We start from the raw sequence: 16,649 nt of genomic DNA, 5'->3' as shown, positions 1-16,649 counted from the left end.
CTAGGCACTGGGCCTAGCTTTTGATTATGATTTACTCGGTTCTTTCCTTGTTTTCCACCCGAGGAAGAAAAAGGCTGCAAGGATCAGAAGAATTGCGAGTGCAAAGAGAATAGTCGAGGTAATTTGTTGGCTAAGTACCCCTAATGCAATCCCGATGACACCGAAATCTGAATCACCGAACGTCGTGCTTTGGAACCCTAAATCACCGAGTACTGGTAAAAGTAACGCAGGTAAGAAGCTGATTAACACTCCGTTGACCATGGCACCAATAATTGCACCACTCGACCGCCCGTTGCATTACCGAATACGCCGGCTGCTGCACCTGTAAAGAAATGCGGGACAAGACCTGGTACGATCACAGCCAATCCAAAGAGTGGCAAGAACATCATACTAATCAAACCTGCCGCGAAGCTGAACAAGAAACCGATAATTACAGCGTTATTCGCAAATGGAAATACGGCTGGTGCATCAAGTGCTGGTTTTGCATTCGGGACAATTTTATCGGCAATCCCTTTAAACGCGGGTACAATTTCTCCGAGTAACATGCGAACCCCGGCTAAGATGATGTACACACCTGCAGCAAATGTAAGTCCTTGCATGAGTGAGAACACGAGGAAGTTTTGACCGCCACTTAGTTCTGATTCAATAAATGTGCTTCCTGTAAAGAAGGCGACAACTACGAAGAGAATAACCATCGTTAACGATACGGCTACGGTCGTATCACGAAGGAATCCGAGTGACTTTGGTACTTTAATATCTTCGGTCGTCTTTTCTTTGTTACCAAACCACTTTCCAATGGAAGCAGATGCATAGTAACCGAATGAGCCAAAGTGACCGACCGCAATATCATCGGACCCTGTAATCTCTCTCGTATAAGGTTGAAGCATCGCTGGAAGTAGTACCATTAGTGAACCTAAGATAATGGCACCGAGGGCCACCATCGGTACGCCACCCATTCCTGCTGTCGTCAAAATTACCGCAATCAAACAAGCCATAAACATAATATGATGTCCAGTTAAAAAGATATACTTAAATGGGGTAATCCGAGCAAACAGAATGTTGCAACCATTCCGAAAAGCATGATCATCGCCGTTTCTGTTCCAAACGCATCTTGTGCAATTGCCACAATCACTTCATTATTCGGAATGACGCCGTTTACATTAAAAGCATGGTTAAACATTGCGCTAAATTGATCAAGGGATTGGACGATTACCATCGCACCGGCCCCTAGAATAACGAAGCCGAGCACGGTTTTTAACGTACCTGATACAACATCTGCGATCGCTTTTCGTTGAGCCAATAAACCGATCAGTGCAAAAAGCCCAACGAGAAGTTCTGGTGTCCCTAAGAGATCGTTCATGATGAAATCAATCATTGTCTGTGACCTCCACTACTTATAAATTTTGATCAAGCACTTCTCGTAATTCATTTTTGTCGAGTAAGTTCTTCAACCCAACGACATGTCGTGAACCGTCTTGTAAGTTGTTGACGATGTCATCGGAACCAATATACAAGTCAGCTTGTTCCGTCTTAGCCGTCGTTAAATCCGTGTGGGAGACATCGGCTTCCTTTTGTAAATCTTTTAGAATGCTTTTGGCATTCATTTCGACAATCATTGAACTTCCTAATCCATTTCCACAAACTACTAATACTTTTTTCATGTTAAAACTCCCCTTTGTTATGGTTTTGAATCACGTGTGCAATTTCTGATGTGGTCGTACTCGCTAGAATTTCTTTTGTATTCTCTTCTTCAGAGAGCAACTCTGAAAGTTGCGAAAGTGCTTTAAGGTGCGTTTCATTATCAACGGCCGCAAGCACAATGATAATTCGAGCATCATGCTTTTCTTCTTCTGAGAAGTGAACCGGCTCGTCAGTTTTTAGGATACTCATACCAAGCTGAACGACACCTTCTTCAGGGCGGGCATGAGGCATTGCTATATTAGGTGCAATGACAATGTACGGACCGTTCGTCACGACATTTGCGATCATTGCATCGATGTACTCTTGATGAATGTATTTTTTTCTCTAGTAATGGTTCGGCGGCAATTTGAATGGACTCTTGCCATGACGTGACGCTTGATCTCACAGTAATCATGTCTTCGGTTACTAATTCGTGTAGCATCGGTTTGTGCACCTCAAGTCTTGATCTTGTTGGACGAAAATACGGTTCAATCTGGCGCCTTAACGCGTCTTGATTATGAATCGTTGCATGTTGCTCAATGATGCCGATTACACTTTCAAAATCTGATTGCTTCACTCGGTCTGGATCCATAAACCGTTGCATCTCTCGTAATACGTGTGCTTTCTCTGAATCACCAAGTATCGCCGGAACATAAATAATTGGCACAATGGAAGCGTGGATGTACGTTGTTGAAAAGGCAAAATCAATGTCTTTTTCATACTCCGAAAACGTACGAACGGGTAAGAAGTCTAGAATCTCAACGTCAGGTAATAACCCTTCTAGTTGCGCAAAAAGCATTGAAGATGCTGCGATTCCGTTTTCACAAACCACTACAGCGCGATACGCTTTCGATCTTCGGTCAACCTTCCGATGGATCCATCCGCCAAAATGCATCGCAATGAGTGCAACTTCTTCACTCGGAATTGTGCGATTCACATAACGCTCCAATGGTTCTAGCGCTTGTTCTGTTAGGGTGTAGACTTCTTTTAATTGATGCTCAATTAATGGCAAATATCGATGATCTAACGGCTCGTTGTACTTTAGTCGATAATAAGCAGGCTTAATGTGTGCGACCAGGTTCTTTTGTAGACGTTCCTTTTCACGAAAACGAACGCCACTATGAGCCTCGAATTGCTCAATAATCTCCGTTGTTACGACGTCAATATCAGAGCGCTCATCTTTAGTGAATGACGCTGAGCCATCGGTTACACGAGAACCGAGAATTCTAATCGTTAAGACAACACATTCGAGACGAGTAAATCGTCTGAAGCCCTTACTTGATAGGCGTTCATTTAGTTGATCAACCGCTCCAAAAGCTTGTGATTGCAACAACACTTCTTGTTCTTCTCGATCAACCCAAAGGTTATTTAACGGTCGCTTGTATAGCATCAGTATGTGTAGCAAGAGAGACAACGTCACTTGCTCATTAAATGAAAGGTCAAGCTGTTGCTCAAGCTTACCAATCTCTTCTCGAATCATGACTTCAGCATCATCAACGTCTTGATTACACTGATTCAATAACATTTGTATAACTTCATCATGTTCATTTTCAATCACAATTTGAATGAGTTGATGAATCACACGCCATAATGATTGGTCAGACCCTTTCAGTTCATATCCATTTTGTTTCGAGTAGTTCAAGGAAACGTCAAACGCGTCAAGTTTCTCAGTAACGACTGCTAAATCTTTGAACAGCGTGCCCCGGCTCACTTGAACGAGTTCACTCAATTCGTTTGAAGACACGAACCCATTTTTAAGCAATACGTAAGCACTAATTACGTAATGTCGCTCCACCTGAGTGAACCGATAATCCCATTGTCTCTTGAGTGTTAACAAAGAAGGTAAGCGTTCCTTTGTCAACGTTTCAAGAAATAAGCCTTTGTTATAATTCCTTTGAATCGGTGATAAGTGATGATGCATGAGCCAGTGGTCAATCTCATTAAAATCATAATAAAGTGTGCGTTTCGACACACCTAAAGCGTTTGCTAGTTCAGGTATGGATACCGTCGTTGTTGCACGGCTAAGGTAAGACAATATGGCAATTCTTCGTTGATCTAAAACCACAGCGTACGCCCCTTGCACAATACAATTTTGCACTTCCTCCATAACCTACTCGGAGTATATATCAGTCTATTCCAGCTGTTAAGAGGTTTTGACATGCAATAACTGTACATTTGAATTTTGCAAAACTATACTCTTAATTGTTTTATCATAGATTTCACCCATTCTTTATGCAACTACCGCTCAAAACAAAAAAGGACATTACCGAGGTCTATGACCTCGGTAACGTCCTAGTTTATCGCTTCATTAGAAGTGATCTGGATCATCTTATCTAAATGCCGAATTGTCGGTGTTAAGTTCACAAGAAAGTACGCTTCTCTCAGACGTCTTGCCGGATGACTTTTCCTTAAATAGGCGGGCCCTCCAACATGAAGCATTGTCATGTGTGCTGCTTTCACAGCTTCTTCAGCACTTGCTTTACGAATCGGCAACAATGATTCCCAAATGAGGGGCTCGTTTTTGAATTGCTCTGCAAGTCGTTCTTGTTGATGTGCCAAATCCCGTTTAACTTGATCTGGTTGCTCTTCCATATAAGCATTGCAACCGTTTTGCTTCTTTAGCGCACTTTCGCTTGAAGCAATGGATGCCTCGATGACACCAAAACCGAGGGGAATTTGATACACAAGGAAATAGGGACGAATCGTTTTAATGAACGCATCCGCGTCTTCAGCTAATACTTGCTCTGTCGGAACGAACAAGTCCAAAAAAAACGAACAGCATACGTTGCACTACCATTAATGCCAACATAATCTTTTTTTCTCTTTTAGATCGAGTCTCTCTCCACGACATTCCACAAAATCATCACGTTACGATTTTCATTTTCTACGTTAGCAACCGCCCCGAACCAGTGATCTTCACCCAGATTCGACACGGATGGTAGCGTCCCTTTTACTTCATATCCTCCATCGACCTTTCGTGCTTTTAGATGGAGTGGCTCAAGGTTTGCATAATTTTTCATTGGGTTTGAAAGACCCGTTCCCCCGAGGACCTTTCCACTTTCCAAGGAAGCCAGCAATCTCTTTTTCAATGATTCATTTTTTTGTATGCCTTACATACGTAACGGCTGCTAAATGACACCACGTAATGAAGCCCGTTGTCATACAATACTTCGATACAAGACGTACAGTATCCACTTCTTGTTGTACCGACTGCAAATACGATTGTTGATTCGAAGAGGAGAAGCACCCTTGTTCACCAAGGCCTTGTAAAATTTGTTTCGGATAAAACCCTTCTAAATCAATCTCTTGTGCGAGAGGTTTTAACTCTGTTTTCAGCCATTGTTCAAGCATATACTTCTCCTCCTAATCCTAGTCTCTTGAAAGTTTAGTAATGGAACTCACTGGTGCTTTTACTGCTTCTCTTGCGCGTTTAACCGCATCGTCGTCAGGAGCATCATAGAAACAAAGACACTTTGTCATATCTTCACACACATACGTACGTTGGAATTCAACTTCAGGCACTTCTGCGTAGTGTACAGAATTCTTCTTCTTACGTTCCAAATATTGCTCCATCGTAAGATCTGCTGGGAAGTTCCATTCAACCAAATAGTTAATTTTGCCTGCCGTTTTTCGAACATCCTCTAAGTCCTGACCTACAATTCTCACTTCTTTTACTTCTTGTACAGTAAATACACTTTCACTAAATGCTGGACTTACATCCGCTTCCTTTGAGGCTTCAATAATGACATACACTTTCTTATAATCACTTGCTACTTGCACCTCAATAAGTGTTGCATCCCCAAGTTTAAGTGTATCGACCGCGCGCTCTACAGCAGCTTGCTCGCTTGCATCTGTTAATGTTGCTTCGACTAAAAACAATGCCATTGTATTCGTCACTCCTTTTTGATTATTTAGGTTATTTTAGTATACTAGGTTAAAAAAATCAACTTAGTAATCTCTGTGTTATACTTACGATATTAAAGGAGGAAACGTGATGAAAGAACGCTATCCATTACCGTGTAACATTGCACAAACGCTCAACATCGTCGGTGATCGTTGGACACTTTTAATCATTCATGAAATTCTTGTCGGCAATACGACATTTAATGATATTAAGCACAATCTGGAGACCATCTCAGCAAATTTATTATCGACTCGCCTCAAAGCTTTAGAACAACAAGGCATGGTCGTTTCAGAGCTTTATAGTAAGCATCCACCTCGCTACCAATACGCACTGACCGAGAAAAGTAGAGATTTTGAACCGGTCTTTCATGCCCTTCTTTTATGGGGACGTGAACACCTTGATACGTGTTATAAAGCCCTCATCAATTCAGAAACTGGCAACGACGTGGAGATCGGTTATTATGACCAAAAAAACAGGTGAAAGAATTCCCCAGGAACATTTATCTGTAATCCCGTTTGAGCGTCAAACCTAACGGTTAAATCCCCACTGTTTGCCTACCCATGATTCAAACAATCCAAGTAACTTATCAATTGATAACCCAAGAACGCCAATAAAGAAGATTCCAGCTAACACCAAATCAAGATCAAGCGCATTTCTTGCATCAATAATAAGGTAGCCCAATCCCGATTGCGCCTACCATCTCCCCTGCAACGAGAAAGATCCAAGCCGTACCAACAGCAAGGTGCAATCCGCTCGCAATTCCTGGGAATGCAGCTGGAAGAATGACTTTGTACATTAAAGCTGGTTGTTTCACTTCTAAATTTTCCGCTAATTTCAAGTACGTGTTATCGACCTTTTTCACTGCTGAAACGGTTGCGAGCAACACCGGGAAAAAAAGCAGCAATAAAAATAATAACAATCGCTGGCATATTCCCAATCCCAAACCACAAGACGATAAAAGGTGTCCACGCGACCGGTGCCACAGGGCGCAAGACTTGAACAATCGGATCGACAACTCCCCATAGTTTCGGTGAACGCCCTAAGATTAAACCAAGGACGATTGCGACGATCACTGCTGAGCCGTAACCCATAAAGAAACGATACAAGCTAATACCGATGTGCTCGAAAATCGTTCCCGTAATGACCATCTCAACAATGCCACTCGCAACACTTAGTGGCGAAGGTAATAGCGCTTCTTCATACCCGCCAATCCAAATCACCGATTGCCAAATGACAATAAGAACAATGAACGCAATCATGACATTTAGTATTTTTCTCATAAGCTACCTTTGGATCTCCTCAAGTAATGACGTATCGACGAACTCGTCGTACGTTGGTGGCTCTTCCATCAACCTAATTCCAATACTCGTTCTCTCATATACTCATAATCTTCACGATTGATATTCAGATTTTCATAAGAAATCCACTCTAGTGATAGCGATAACGCCTCTTCATCGACGTTCAAGTAGTTCATATGTGCATCAAGATCATATTCAGCATGCTCTCCAGCATGCGCGTAACCTTCCATAAATTGCTTCGATAACTCAGGACGATCTTCCAAGAAACTTTGTCTAAAGACCATTGCACAACAGAGGCACCCTGGCCAAAGATCATTTGATTGATACAACACATGCCCCACGTCTAACGTCACGCCAATCGCTCCGAATGGTTCTGCAACAATGTAACTTTCAATTCTTCCTTCTGATAACGCTGCCGGCATCTCAGCTGGTGGCATCTCTACGACATTCACGTCACTGTAGTTCATGCCAGCGTTCTCTAACATTTCATCTAATAACAAATTATGAGTAGAAAGCGTATGAGGGATGGCGACCGTTTCACCTTTTAGATCTTCTACTTGTTCAATGTTCGGACCAGCAATCACTGCGTTTCCATCTTCATGTCCTAGTGCGGTCGCTTTAATATCAATTCCTTTTTCATGAGCTTTCATAGCTAAAGGAAACAATACGGAAGCCCCATCAATTCTGCCGCTGTTCAACGCATCCATTAAATCGATCCACGTACCAAAACGTATTAATTCAATATCTCCGTCTTGCATAAATTGTTCTTGGTTCTCATTTGCAATGTAAAGAGGTGCTGCATGAGTGATTGGCAAATACCCGACTTTAATCGTTGAATCAGCTGCCGCCTCTCGTTGCTGACAACCTGTAATCACCATTGCCGCAATGAGTAATACACTTGCACTGATCGCTTTCACTTGACGATGCACCATCATTCCTCCTTACGTTAAATGTGATAGTCAGAATCAAGTTCGTTTCTTCCAAAATGAAACGTATCAAAAATCAATTTTCTAAAATAATGAAAATCTCCATGGCTACGATCTCTCGGTCGAGGAAGCGTGATGGCGATCGTCTTTTTGATTCTCCCTGGATTACGATCCATAATGATAATACGATCGGACAAATAGACGGCTTCATCAATGTCATGTGTAACGAGCGCTACGGTCGTTTGTTCTTGTTGTTGAATGCGTAAAAGTTCATCTTGAAGATAATAGCGATTGAACGTATCAAGCGCAGCAAACGGTTCATCCATTAGAATCAGCTCAGGTTGAATCGCAAGCGCGCGAGCAATGGCGACACGTTGCTGCATCCCACCAGATAATTCCGCAGGAAACTGATTGGCACCGCTTCAAGACCAACTAATTGAATGTATTCATTTGCTCTTTTCGTTCGCTCGGTTGCAGATGAGATGGTCGGTTCTAATGCAAACTCCACATTCTTCTTCACAGTACGCCAAGGCAAAAGACCATAATGTTGAAAGAGCATAATTGCACGTCTCGTTGGCTTCTCAATAGGAACTTGATCCATCAGTACATGCCCAGACGTCGGAGCCTCAAATCCCCCAATGACGTTCAGTAACGTACTCTTCCCACAGCCACTTTCACCGAGGATCGAGACGAATTCACCCTTTTCTATGGATAAAGAAATCTCTGACAATACTTCGTTGTCATGGAACGATTTGCTCATCTCTTTCACTTGTACGAGCGCAGACATGTCATCACCTAAATCCAGTTAATTTTGATAATACAAAGTTGTTTACTATGTTTTAAGTTAGTTTAATATACTTAGTAACAAAAAAACAACCAATATTTTTCCACTAAAAAAGCAGCTGTTAGAAAACAGCTGCTTTCGCGTTGTATGTTGATTTTTGCTTCAGGATTGAAGGGAAGTATTAAAAATCCCAACATACAATTTCAAAATGCCACATACGAGATGACTCGGTCCGACGAATCTCGATCATCTGAAGCTCACACTTGAAACGTGCGTCTTCTGACTTCTTCTCGCTGTTCTTTTTCCTGTGCTTTTGCGATAATTTCCTCGTAATCCAATGGGTTAAATTTATAAATCCCATCCGCATCGGCAATGACGTAATCGCCTGACTCAAAAACAACGCCACCTACACTAACGAGACCGTGGATCTCTGCTTCTAGATTTAACGGTTTCGTCGTTTTCGCTGAGACCGTTTCATAATAAACAGGAAGGTTCACTTGCCATAACGTGTCGAGATCGGTGATCGCTCCGTTAATAATCACTCCAGAAACCTTCGCAGCCAATGCTTGTAAGGAACGAAACTCTCCCCAGCACGCGTGCGTTTTGTTGCCTGACGTATCAATAATTAGGATATCTCCTGCTTCCGTCTCGTTTAGCGCTTCTGTGATTGGTTTCCCGTCACCATTTGAAAGCTTTACGGTGACGGCTGTGCCGCTAATTCTGTTACCAGGGTGCGTGGTCTTAAGATCGTTAACGAATCCAAAATCGGTGAAATGACCAATGGTTGACGTGTGTAATGGTTGCATCAATTCCATCGTCTCATTCGTATATTTCATTTTCTTATCAACGATTCGAATCATTCTAGACGCCTCCTAAAATGCGCTTAAACGGATTGTTTCCTTGACCTTTCCCGGAGGCATTGCTCCTGGTACTCCGTCAACATCAAGCAACGGTTTTAGAATTTGTTTTACAGGCCAATGATCCGCTTCAAATAACTTTACATGCAACCGCTGTTCTTCAAATTCCGAGAAACCAACTGCCTTTAATGCTTGTTGCCACCTTTGTTTCGTTACGAGCCATAGCTCTTCTTCTGTGACCCCAAACGTCTGTGCAAAGGTCTCAATCACTGAGCGAATATTAACTTCAGTACCTAATGTTTGTACGTAAAATAGTAAATCGTCGACCGTGTTATTGTATAAGCTGTTTGAATAGCCCGGTCTGATTCGATAGTTAGGGTCTTCAAGTCCGTAACGCTCGGTATAAGGTGGATGCAATCGTACAGAATCGTGATCACGGAATAAGAGAGCAACGGGCTTACCATGTTTTACGACGATACAACAGTTCTGACCGTGAATCTCTGGAACGACACCAATTTTGAACAATCGCATGACCACGGTATAGAACAATTCAACAAGCTCATCAAAAAAACGTCTCAACGTCTAGATCACCTAGTAATTGTTTCAAGAAGCCTTCACTTGCAACCCCAGCACCAAGTGCTGACATTGTGATCAATCGATATGGTTCTTTCATTAGTTCTTCTGGGTAGAATCGTTGTTGCGCAGCTAGATGTCTCGGTTGTTCATCAAACCACCCTTTCGATTCAGGCATATACCCCCACCAATGACGCTCATCACATAGGTAGACTTTCTCTTTTAGGACATCATCGCATTCAATTGCTTGCCTTAATAATCGCTCACCTGAGCCGCCATTTAGTAGTTTCACGACAGGTAGATAGCGGGAAGCGCCTAATGATGTGACACTAACGGGTAATTTCAACATCATTGGTGACGGTTCTTTTGTTGCTAATGAACGAAGGGACGACGTGGCTACATAATCTCCAGCTCTCGTTTCCAAAAGAACAATGACGCCTTCTTTGATTTCTTGTTCAAACGTTGATTTCATGATGACGTCCATTTGCCACGGGTGCACGGGCATGAGTGTGTAGTCCTTTGAAGTAAGCCCCTTGCTCTCTAATTCTTCTTCTAACATCTTTTGTTCTTCTAGGGGAAGACCATCTATTGGCGTTAAAGACGTCTCGCCCGTTACCATCGCATCTCTTTTCACTGCGACCCAATACAACTGCATCGCGCACTCGAATTCTGCCATATACTCTTTGTACTGTTGATCGGTGAAGCCGATTTTCGCCTTCGCTGTAGGATGAAAGGGACGATCGCGATAAGATGCTACTCGTTCACTTTCAATAAACCAATCGTAAGCATGACTCAGTTCTTTGTTTTCTTGTTTATTAAGATGATCAATGCTTAACTGTAGCTGATGAATTGACGTTTCGATACTCTCAATTAACTTCCTTGCACCAACCTGATTCATGTCGAAGGTTGATCGTGCAATCTCTGCTGCTGTTTTTAACAAAGTCCAACCTTGTTGTTCTCGTCTATAAATGGGACTACCAAGTTTCCAGACCAATTCATTACCGGCACGTCTTTCTAATAGAAAACAAAGATCATGTTCATATACAACGGTTTCTTCTTCAACACCGAACAAACGTTGAATTTCTGGACGTGCATCTCGTAGCAAAGGAAGTTCCTGATCTAACGGGAAAAACCCTTCATTTCTTAATGCCTGAATTAAATCCTGAATAATCAATGTCTCAGCGTTAATAACGTTTAATGTAGGTGCCATTTAATGATCGCTCCTTGAGATAGACTGAAACTGCTTGTCACGATAATAAAGAAATGCCGGTTGATCGTGCCCTAGAAATTGATGGTGGGAAATTGTCCAACTGTAAGCTCCTGATTGGAGAAATACGACCAAATCTCCGACCCGAAGTTGAGTCACCTCGGCCTGGGAATGCAATCGGTCTTTCGGAGAACAGAGCTCACCAACGATGTTCACTCGCTCTTCTGTTACTGTCGGGCGCGAGAACGGGTACGGCCATTCTTCAATTGGGATAATCTTAAAGGGATGATTATGTCCCCAAGATGCGGGCAGACGTTGATGGTGCGTCCCACCACGCAGAATGGCGAAGTGTTCTTGCTGAGACTGTTTTAGGTCGTTCACTTCAGTAACATAATAGCCACTATTGGCTACGATTCTTCTTCCAGGTTCAAAAAAACAATTGCTTGCCTTTCACACGATCGAGAACACCACTAGACTTTAAAGCCGCGATAAACTTCTCCCAATCAAAGCTCGGATTCTCATCATACGAGACGCCAAATCCACCTCCACAATTAAGAACGTTAACATCAAGCCCATACACGGATTGCCACTCTTCCACTTTATCTACATAATGCTCAATCATCGCTACGTGCAAATCTTCACGCAGATTATTCGATATCGAGTGAAAGTGAAAGCCACATATTTGAACCAACTCTTGTTGCGAGACTAAATGTAACGCACGTTCAATTTCTTCTTCTTCCATCCCAAAAGGAGACGGTTCACCTGCCATCGTTACGTTCGTCGTTGGGAGGTCATCATATTTCAAGTTAATTCTCAATAGAACTTGCGCTGAGGTCTGTAATTCATTGGCGATCAGCAATAACCGTTGTAACTCCAACGTACTCTCAATATGAATGTACGTCACTCCCGCACGTAACGCCCCTCGCAATTCGTATTCCTTCTTACTCGGACCGCCAAAGAGAACGGGAACGTCTGATGAGACGTTTCGAACTTTCTTTAATTCACCAATTGAAGCGACCTCAAATCCTGACACATAAGGCAACAACGCCCCAAGGATTCGTTCATCAGGGTTGGCCTTAATCGCATAGAATAGATTTGTATCTTTTGGCAACAGCTTGACCATGTTTCGAGCTTCTTGTGCTAACCTATCAAGATCATAGACGTACGCACACAATGGTTGATGACACGCTTCTCTATACTGTGTAACTAACTGCTGGATTTCCCTATTCATTGGATTCTTCCCTCGCTAACGAACGATAGTGGTTCAGTTTTGCTTGATAGGCTCGAAAAGCATTTCCTCGTTCATCTCCAAGAACGAAGATCGATACACCTTTTTCACTCCACTGCTGATGTTGGGCTTCATTTCTGGAAACGATCGCATAAGGAATGTTTGCTCGTTTCGTAGATTCAAAAAGTTGCTCTACATGATCTTCTACATCTGGATGATCAAGCTGCCACGGTACGTGTAACGATTGGGATAGATCAGCCGTACCTTCTAACACAAAATCAATAGATGAGCACGCTACAATCGCATCTCTCTGCTCAATGCCTTCGATACTTTCAATCATCGGTATGAGCATCAGTTCTTCATTGGCTGTTGCAATATATTCCGTTAAAGATTGCTTGCCGAACTGACCAGGGCGACCACTATTCAGACTTCTCATTCCCTTAGGGTGATAGAACGTATGTTGAGCCGCTTGTTCGATCTCTTCTTGTGTCTTTACATTTGCAATGACGATCCCCGCCGCACCCGCATCTAGTACTTTCAAAATATCTTGACGGTTGACTTCGGCTAAGCGAACGAGAGGAGTCGTTCCTGTCACCTCTGCAGCACGAATCATGTTCTCGATCATTTCTTTGCTACTTGAAGCATGCTCATGATCAATAATGACAAAATCAAATTCTGCATAGCCGAGCAACTCAACCATCGTAGGGTGCGGGGTAGACACGAACATGCCAAACACCTTTTCGTTACGGGCAATCTTCTGCTTTAAGAGATTGGTTCGCACTCTACCCGCCTCCTTGCTGTTAGAAGTGGATTCTCTACCCTTGCAAAGTACAATTGACCATCTCCAAACAAACGACGCTTTGTCATTTGTTCAATGTTAATGTCTTCGCCGAAGAGGTCGAAGGCTTCACAGCGTTCTTGGTCGAGATTCACTTCCTGTTGATAGTCTAGAATGGCGTCCGTACACATCTTCCAAAACGCTTCTTCACCAATCTCATACCGTTCAAAGAAGAACGCGATTTCTGTCATGCAGATAAAGTAAAACGCATCGTAGAAATAATCTCGTACATCGGAAAATGCATCAGCTTCTAGGAATGAATAACGGTTAACTTTTTTTTATGAGCTTCAGGCTCAGAAATTAGCTCAGGTCGATTCTTCGGACTAAAACGGGAGTTTGGAACAAAACGAACCCCGTCATGCAAATCTTTCGCAACGACTCGCTTTGGCCAGCCATCTTCTATTATGACGATCAAGTTCTGGGCATGAGACTCGAGCGCAATGCCATGCTTATAAAGCAAATGCATTAATGGTTTCGAGACGACCTCTATTAGTCGGTTCAGCCACCTTTTCGCTCCATATTGATCAATAAATGCTTGAATGATCGGCACCCCATTCTTCTGAATGTGAGTGACCGCATTTAATGGTAATGCGCGTTCATTCTCATTCACATAGCTGTTTATATTTTCTCGATAGATCACACCTAAGTTCCCGTATAGTTGCTTTTGTTCAAGTTGAGTCGCTTTTGTATATTCGAAAGCAGTCCCTGCGACCTCACGCAAAATGTTGAATGAATCATCTTCAAAGTACGTGTCCTCATCAATGATGGAATGCAGCCATTCACTAATCTTTGCGGCGTTTTGGATGGTGTGGCTCGCTAATATTCGGCTGGATGAAGTATTGGTGATGTTTAATGGAAGTTTTAGATACGTCGACTCAGAATAATTACTATTCGTTAACGAACGTAGGGATTGTTGGGCTTGGTAAGGAACCGATGAACGACCTAATAACACGACGCTATAATTTTCCATCGCTTGAAGAAACTTTGGTTGTAAATCGTTCTCCCATTGCCACGGATGGACAGGAATCCAATACATCTCTTCAGGTGCTTGTCCTGAATCTTCGATTTGCTTTATAAATTGCTGCTGGTCCTCTATAGGAAGGTGCTCATCCAAAAGTTCTTGCCACTCAACTGTAGCGAGCTTCGTTGCTTTAACGTTATCATGGTGTACTGCAAGCCAATACGGGAAAATCGATTGATGAAATTCGGGCCCGTAACGTTCATTATCTTCTAATGAAAACCCCATTCGTGATTTATAACTCGGATGATACGGATGCCCTTCGATAAGAAGACTTTCAATATCATCAAAGGAAAGTGAATTTACTCGTTGAGGTTCTTGCTGTACTCGTAACGCTTGTGCATCCTTTGCATACGTTTCAAGCAACTCCCGGATGAATGGCAACGCTTGGTTCTCATGGAATTGATTTAGCAACAACTCTTCAAGAAACTCAAACAAATTCTCACACGGTCCGTCGTTGCGTTTAATCGAGTAAGGGTCGATTTTAATCCGGTGAAAGGAATGCTTCTTGGTAGCCTTAAACGTATAGATGACCTTCGACTCTTCTTCGTTTTCTCCGTAAACAGCCCAATCGCCATCCGTATGCGCATACGATAAAATCCCTTCAAACAATAGAGCTTCTAACGTTTGGCGCATGATTCGGTCTCTTACTTCTTCTGGAAGGTTACGGTTATTGGATTTCAACAGGTTGTTTTGGTACATCTAAATCCCTCCGTGTGGCGTGCATCACATTGTTGACACGCACAAATGATGGCGTTTCTCCTTTACTCAATAAACAGCTAACCATGTTCGTCTTCGCAATAAATGATTCTGATTCACGGATCTCTTTTACAAATTGATTGTTCGTCTGCACATATTCTCTTTCCAACACGTCATCGACCCGTTGCCAAATCTTCTGCTCGGACACGTTACACAGTTGCGCAATAACATGTATTAAAGATCCTAGATGGTTAACGAAGAAATAATAAATCGTTCTCTCCCTTGCTGCTTGGGTCGAATAAAACAAATAAGAATGCTCAATATCGTCATCATCGTTTGTTGCTTTGTCCCGCTCAACACTAACCCCTTCAAGGTCGCGAATGATGAATTGAATTGGCAGCCCCTCGTCCAATGTGACAAGACAATTTTGCAAATGGGCTTCAAAGTGCACACCCTGATCCTCAACTAAGCGAACAATGGGCACTAATGAAATCTCTAAATACCGTTCAAACCATTCTTCAATATCCTTTCGCCCGACAACTTGTTCCAATTGGTAACAGTCCGTCGACGGGTTCCACTCCACTAAGCTGGATGCTATTACTGTCCGACTCGTATCAAAGTTTACGGGTCGGTATGCATACGTGAACAATGATTTTAACTTTTCATCATTAAAGTGACAGGATGCTGTCGCTGTTTCATATGAAATTTGCGTATACGGTTCGTTCGAGAAACACTCATTGTCGATTAAATACTTCGTTGCTTGAAGTGTTCGCCTCATCTGCTCCACAGTGTTGTTACGTTTCAAATTCGTAATTTGCACATCTAACGGCAATTTCAAATTGCACGTCATCTCAGGCACATACACTGTTCGAACTGAAGATGTAGGATGTGCCATCGGCCCGAACTTCCCTAGAAATCGTAGCGTACCCTTAACTATTGCCGCTTTAATCTCAGGTACACGTTGAACGTGTTCATACTGCCATGGATGCATCGGCAACAGCCGGTAGCACTCATCGTCATCACCTAAGCGTCGTTTCACCTCTACCATCAACTGTTCTGGAAATTGAATCCTTTCGTGTACCCACTTTTCTACATAGGCTTCTTCTTTCACTGCCACATAACCAAGCTGAAACGCTGTATGACATTCTGGACTGTAGCGGTTAATCTCATCGGCGTAAAACCCTTCGCGGTTTTTCGGAAAAGGATGAAATGGATGACCGTGAATGAGAGATTGTTCTGAGCTAATGTAGTCACGTACCGGTCGATCGTTCATTTGACTAAGGAAAATGTGGAGTTTATGAAAGCTATTGCTTACTTTTTTTTGGAATATCATTTTCTCAGTTTGTGAGAGTGTCGAATGGCTTGATTCTAATTCTTTTACGATTAAAGAAGCGATATCCATATAATCGATTCGTTGTTGTCTGATGAAGTAGCTCTGATATTCATGTTCTCCCATTGCCGAGTAATACGTTAGTTTCCCAGTGATTGTTGCTCGACTAGATGGAAATGGAATTTCATAGGAGTGATCCTCTTCTTTATAAATGAACGTGCCTTCACATTCTCTTAGGTAACAATTAAGCAATGTCTTACACGTATGTTCATCTGCATACGTCCATGGATTACGATTCATCGTTATC

General features: G+C 42.5%; 17 protein-coding genes and 4 pseudogenes. 1 reads left to right on the top strand and 20 read right to left on the bottom strand.

The genetic code is table 11. The features are described 5' to 3' along the window. Positions 1 to 24 precede the first annotated feature (24 nt). The 8 genes and pseudogenes from JCM19055_RS02395 to JCM19055_RS02375 form a co-directional block, all read right to left on the bottom strand. Positions 25 to 1,375, bottom strand: a pseudogene (locus JCM19055_RS02395) (PTS ascorbate transporter subunit IIC). A 19-nt stretch (positions 1,376 to 1,394) separates the two neighbouring features. Beyond that, positions 1,395 to 1,661: a PTS sugar transporter subunit IIB gene (locus tag JCM19055_RS02390; protein ID WP_042358364.1), complete on the bottom strand. Its 267-nt coding sequence runs from the start codon at positions 1,659 to 1,661 to the stop codon at positions 1,395 to 1,397. A gap of 1 nt (position 1,662) precedes the next feature. Further along, positions 1,663 to 1,989 (bottom strand): PTS sugar transporter subunit IIA, encoded by a 327-nt coding sequence (locus JCM19055_RS02385; RefSeq protein ID WP_052365810.1) that lies wholly within the window; start codon positions 1,987 to 1,989, stop codon positions 1,663 to 1,665. Beyond that, positions 1,940 to 3,745, bottom strand: coding sequence for a transcription antiterminator (locus tag JCM19055_RS22405; protein ID WP_052365809.1), 1,806 nt, complete (start codon positions 3,743 to 3,745; stop codon positions 1,940 to 1,942). Before JCM19055_RS22405 ends, JCM19055_RS02385 begins: the two co-directional genes overlap by 50 nt. Positions 3,746 to 3,972: 227 nt before the next feature. Further along, on the bottom strand, positions 3,973 to 4,440 hold the full coding sequence (locus tag JCM19055_RS28085; RefSeq protein ID WP_265181686.1) for a hypothetical protein: 468 nt from the start codon (positions 4,438 to 4,440) through the stop codon (positions 3,973 to 3,975). A gap of 65 nt (positions 4,441 to 4,505) precedes the next feature. Then, entirely contained in the window at positions 4,506 to 4,745 is a 240-nt protein-coding gene (locus JCM19055_RS28080) for an acyl-CoA/acyl-ACP dehydrogenase (protein ID WP_052365807.1), read from the bottom strand. Positions 4,746 to 4,773: 28 nt separating this feature from the next. Then, a complete protein-coding gene (locus tag JCM19055_RS28075) occupies positions 4,774 to 5,031 on the bottom strand; it encodes a hypothetical protein (protein WP_052365806.1) in 258 nt (85 codons plus the stop codon). A gap of 18 nt (positions 5,032 to 5,049) precedes the next feature. Next, positions 5,050 to 5,565 (bottom strand): DUF4242 domain-containing protein, encoded by a 516-nt coding sequence (locus tag JCM19055_RS02375; protein ID WP_042358363.1) that lies wholly within the window; start codon positions 5,563 to 5,565, stop codon positions 5,050 to 5,052. A gap of 109 nt (positions 5,566 to 5,674) precedes the next feature. Here JCM19055_RS02375 and JCM19055_RS02370 point away from each other — a divergent pair, with 109 nt between their 5' ends. After that, complete coding sequence (locus JCM19055_RS02370) at positions 5,675 to 6,064, top strand: helix-turn-helix domain-containing protein (protein ID WP_042358362.1); 390 nt, start codon at positions 5,675 to 5,677, stop codon at positions 6,062 to 6,064. A gap of 48 nt (positions 6,065 to 6,112) precedes the next feature. Here JCM19055_RS02370 and JCM19055_RS02365 read toward each other — a convergent pair. From JCM19055_RS02365 to JCM19055_RS02325, 12 genes and pseudogenes are all read right to left on the bottom strand, one after another. After that, positions 6,113 to 6,864 (bottom strand): annotated as a pseudogene (locus JCM19055_RS02365) (ABC transporter permease). Between the two features lie 68 nt (positions 6,865 to 6,932). Continuing rightward, positions 6,933 to 7,817 carry an ABC transporter substrate-binding protein gene (locus JCM19055_RS02360; RefSeq protein ID WP_265181685.1) on the bottom strand — a complete coding sequence of 295 codons (885 nt, stop codon included), beginning with the start codon at positions 7,815 to 7,817 and terminating at the stop codon, positions 6,933 to 6,935. An 11-nt stretch (positions 7,818 to 7,828) separates the two neighbouring features. Next, positions 7,829 to 8,595 (bottom strand): annotated as a pseudogene (locus tag JCM19055_RS02355) (ABC transporter ATP-binding protein). Positions 8,596 to 8,849: 254 nt separating this feature from the next. Further along, positions 8,850 to 9,452, bottom strand: a complete 603-nt coding sequence (locus JCM19055_RS02350; protein WP_042358361.1) for an RraA family protein — start codon at positions 9,450 to 9,452, stop codon at positions 8,850 to 8,852. 12 nt (positions 9,453 to 9,464) lie between these two features. Then, positions 9,465 to 10,028 carry an IucA/IucC family C-terminal-domain containing protein gene (locus JCM19055_RS22385; RefSeq protein WP_052365805.1) on the bottom strand — a complete coding sequence of 188 codons (564 nt, stop codon included), beginning with the start codon at positions 10,026 to 10,028 and terminating at the stop codon, positions 9,465 to 9,467. Continuing rightward, a complete protein-coding gene (locus tag JCM19055_RS02345; protein ID WP_052365804.1) occupies positions 10,012 to 11,232 on the bottom strand; it encodes an IucA/IucC family protein in 1,221 nt (406 codons plus the stop codon). The genes JCM19055_RS22385 and JCM19055_RS02345 overlap by 17 nt, the downstream gene beginning before the upstream one ends. Beyond that, positions 11,233 to 11,610 carry a hypothetical protein gene (locus JCM19055_RS28070; RefSeq protein WP_265181684.1) on the bottom strand — a complete coding sequence of 126 codons (378 nt, stop codon included), beginning with the start codon at positions 11,608 to 11,610 and terminating at the stop codon, positions 11,233 to 11,235. 46 nt (positions 11,611 to 11,656) lie between these two features. Next, the gene (locus JCM19055_RS02340) at positions 11,657 to 12,460 is read right to left on the bottom strand and encodes an alanine racemase (RefSeq protein ID WP_265181683.1); all 804 of its coding nucleotides are present in this window, start codon (positions 12,458 to 12,460) and stop codon (positions 11,657 to 11,659) included. After that, positions 12,453 to 13,238, bottom strand: a complete 786-nt coding sequence (locus tag JCM19055_RS02335) for an HpcH/HpaI aldolase/citrate lyase family protein (RefSeq protein ID WP_081833384.1) — start codon at positions 13,236 to 13,238, stop codon at positions 12,453 to 12,455. The genes JCM19055_RS02340 and JCM19055_RS02335 overlap by 8 nt, the downstream gene beginning before the upstream one ends. Next, positions 13,220 to 13,534 (bottom strand): annotated as a pseudogene (locus JCM19055_RS22380) (ferric iron reductase); the annotation flags it as partial. The pseudogene JCM19055_RS22380 and the gene JCM19055_RS02335, both read right to left, overlap by 19 nt. Positions 13,535 to 13,545: 11 nt before the next feature. Next, complete coding sequence (locus tag JCM19055_RS02330; protein ID WP_052365802.1) at positions 13,546 to 15,015, bottom strand: IucA/IucC family siderophore biosynthesis protein; 1,470 nt, start codon at positions 15,013 to 15,015, stop codon at positions 13,546 to 13,548. Further along, positions 14,984 to 16,642, bottom strand: coding sequence for an IucA/IucC family siderophore biosynthesis protein (locus JCM19055_RS02325; protein WP_052365801.1), 1,659 nt, complete (start codon positions 16,640 to 16,642; stop codon positions 14,984 to 14,986). The genes JCM19055_RS02330 and JCM19055_RS02325 overlap by 32 nt, the downstream gene beginning before the upstream one ends. Positions 16,643 to 16,649: the final 7 nt, after the last annotated feature.

Source organism: Geomicrobium sp. JCM 19055 (genome assembly GCF_000698185.1).
Taxonomy (GTDB): domain Bacteria; phylum Bacillota; class Bacilli; order Bacillales; family Marinococcaceae; genus Geomicrobium_A; species Geomicrobium_A sediminis.
The sequence above is the reverse complement of the archived record's forward strand: the minus strand, read 5'-3'. Positions and strand labels throughout refer to the sequence as shown.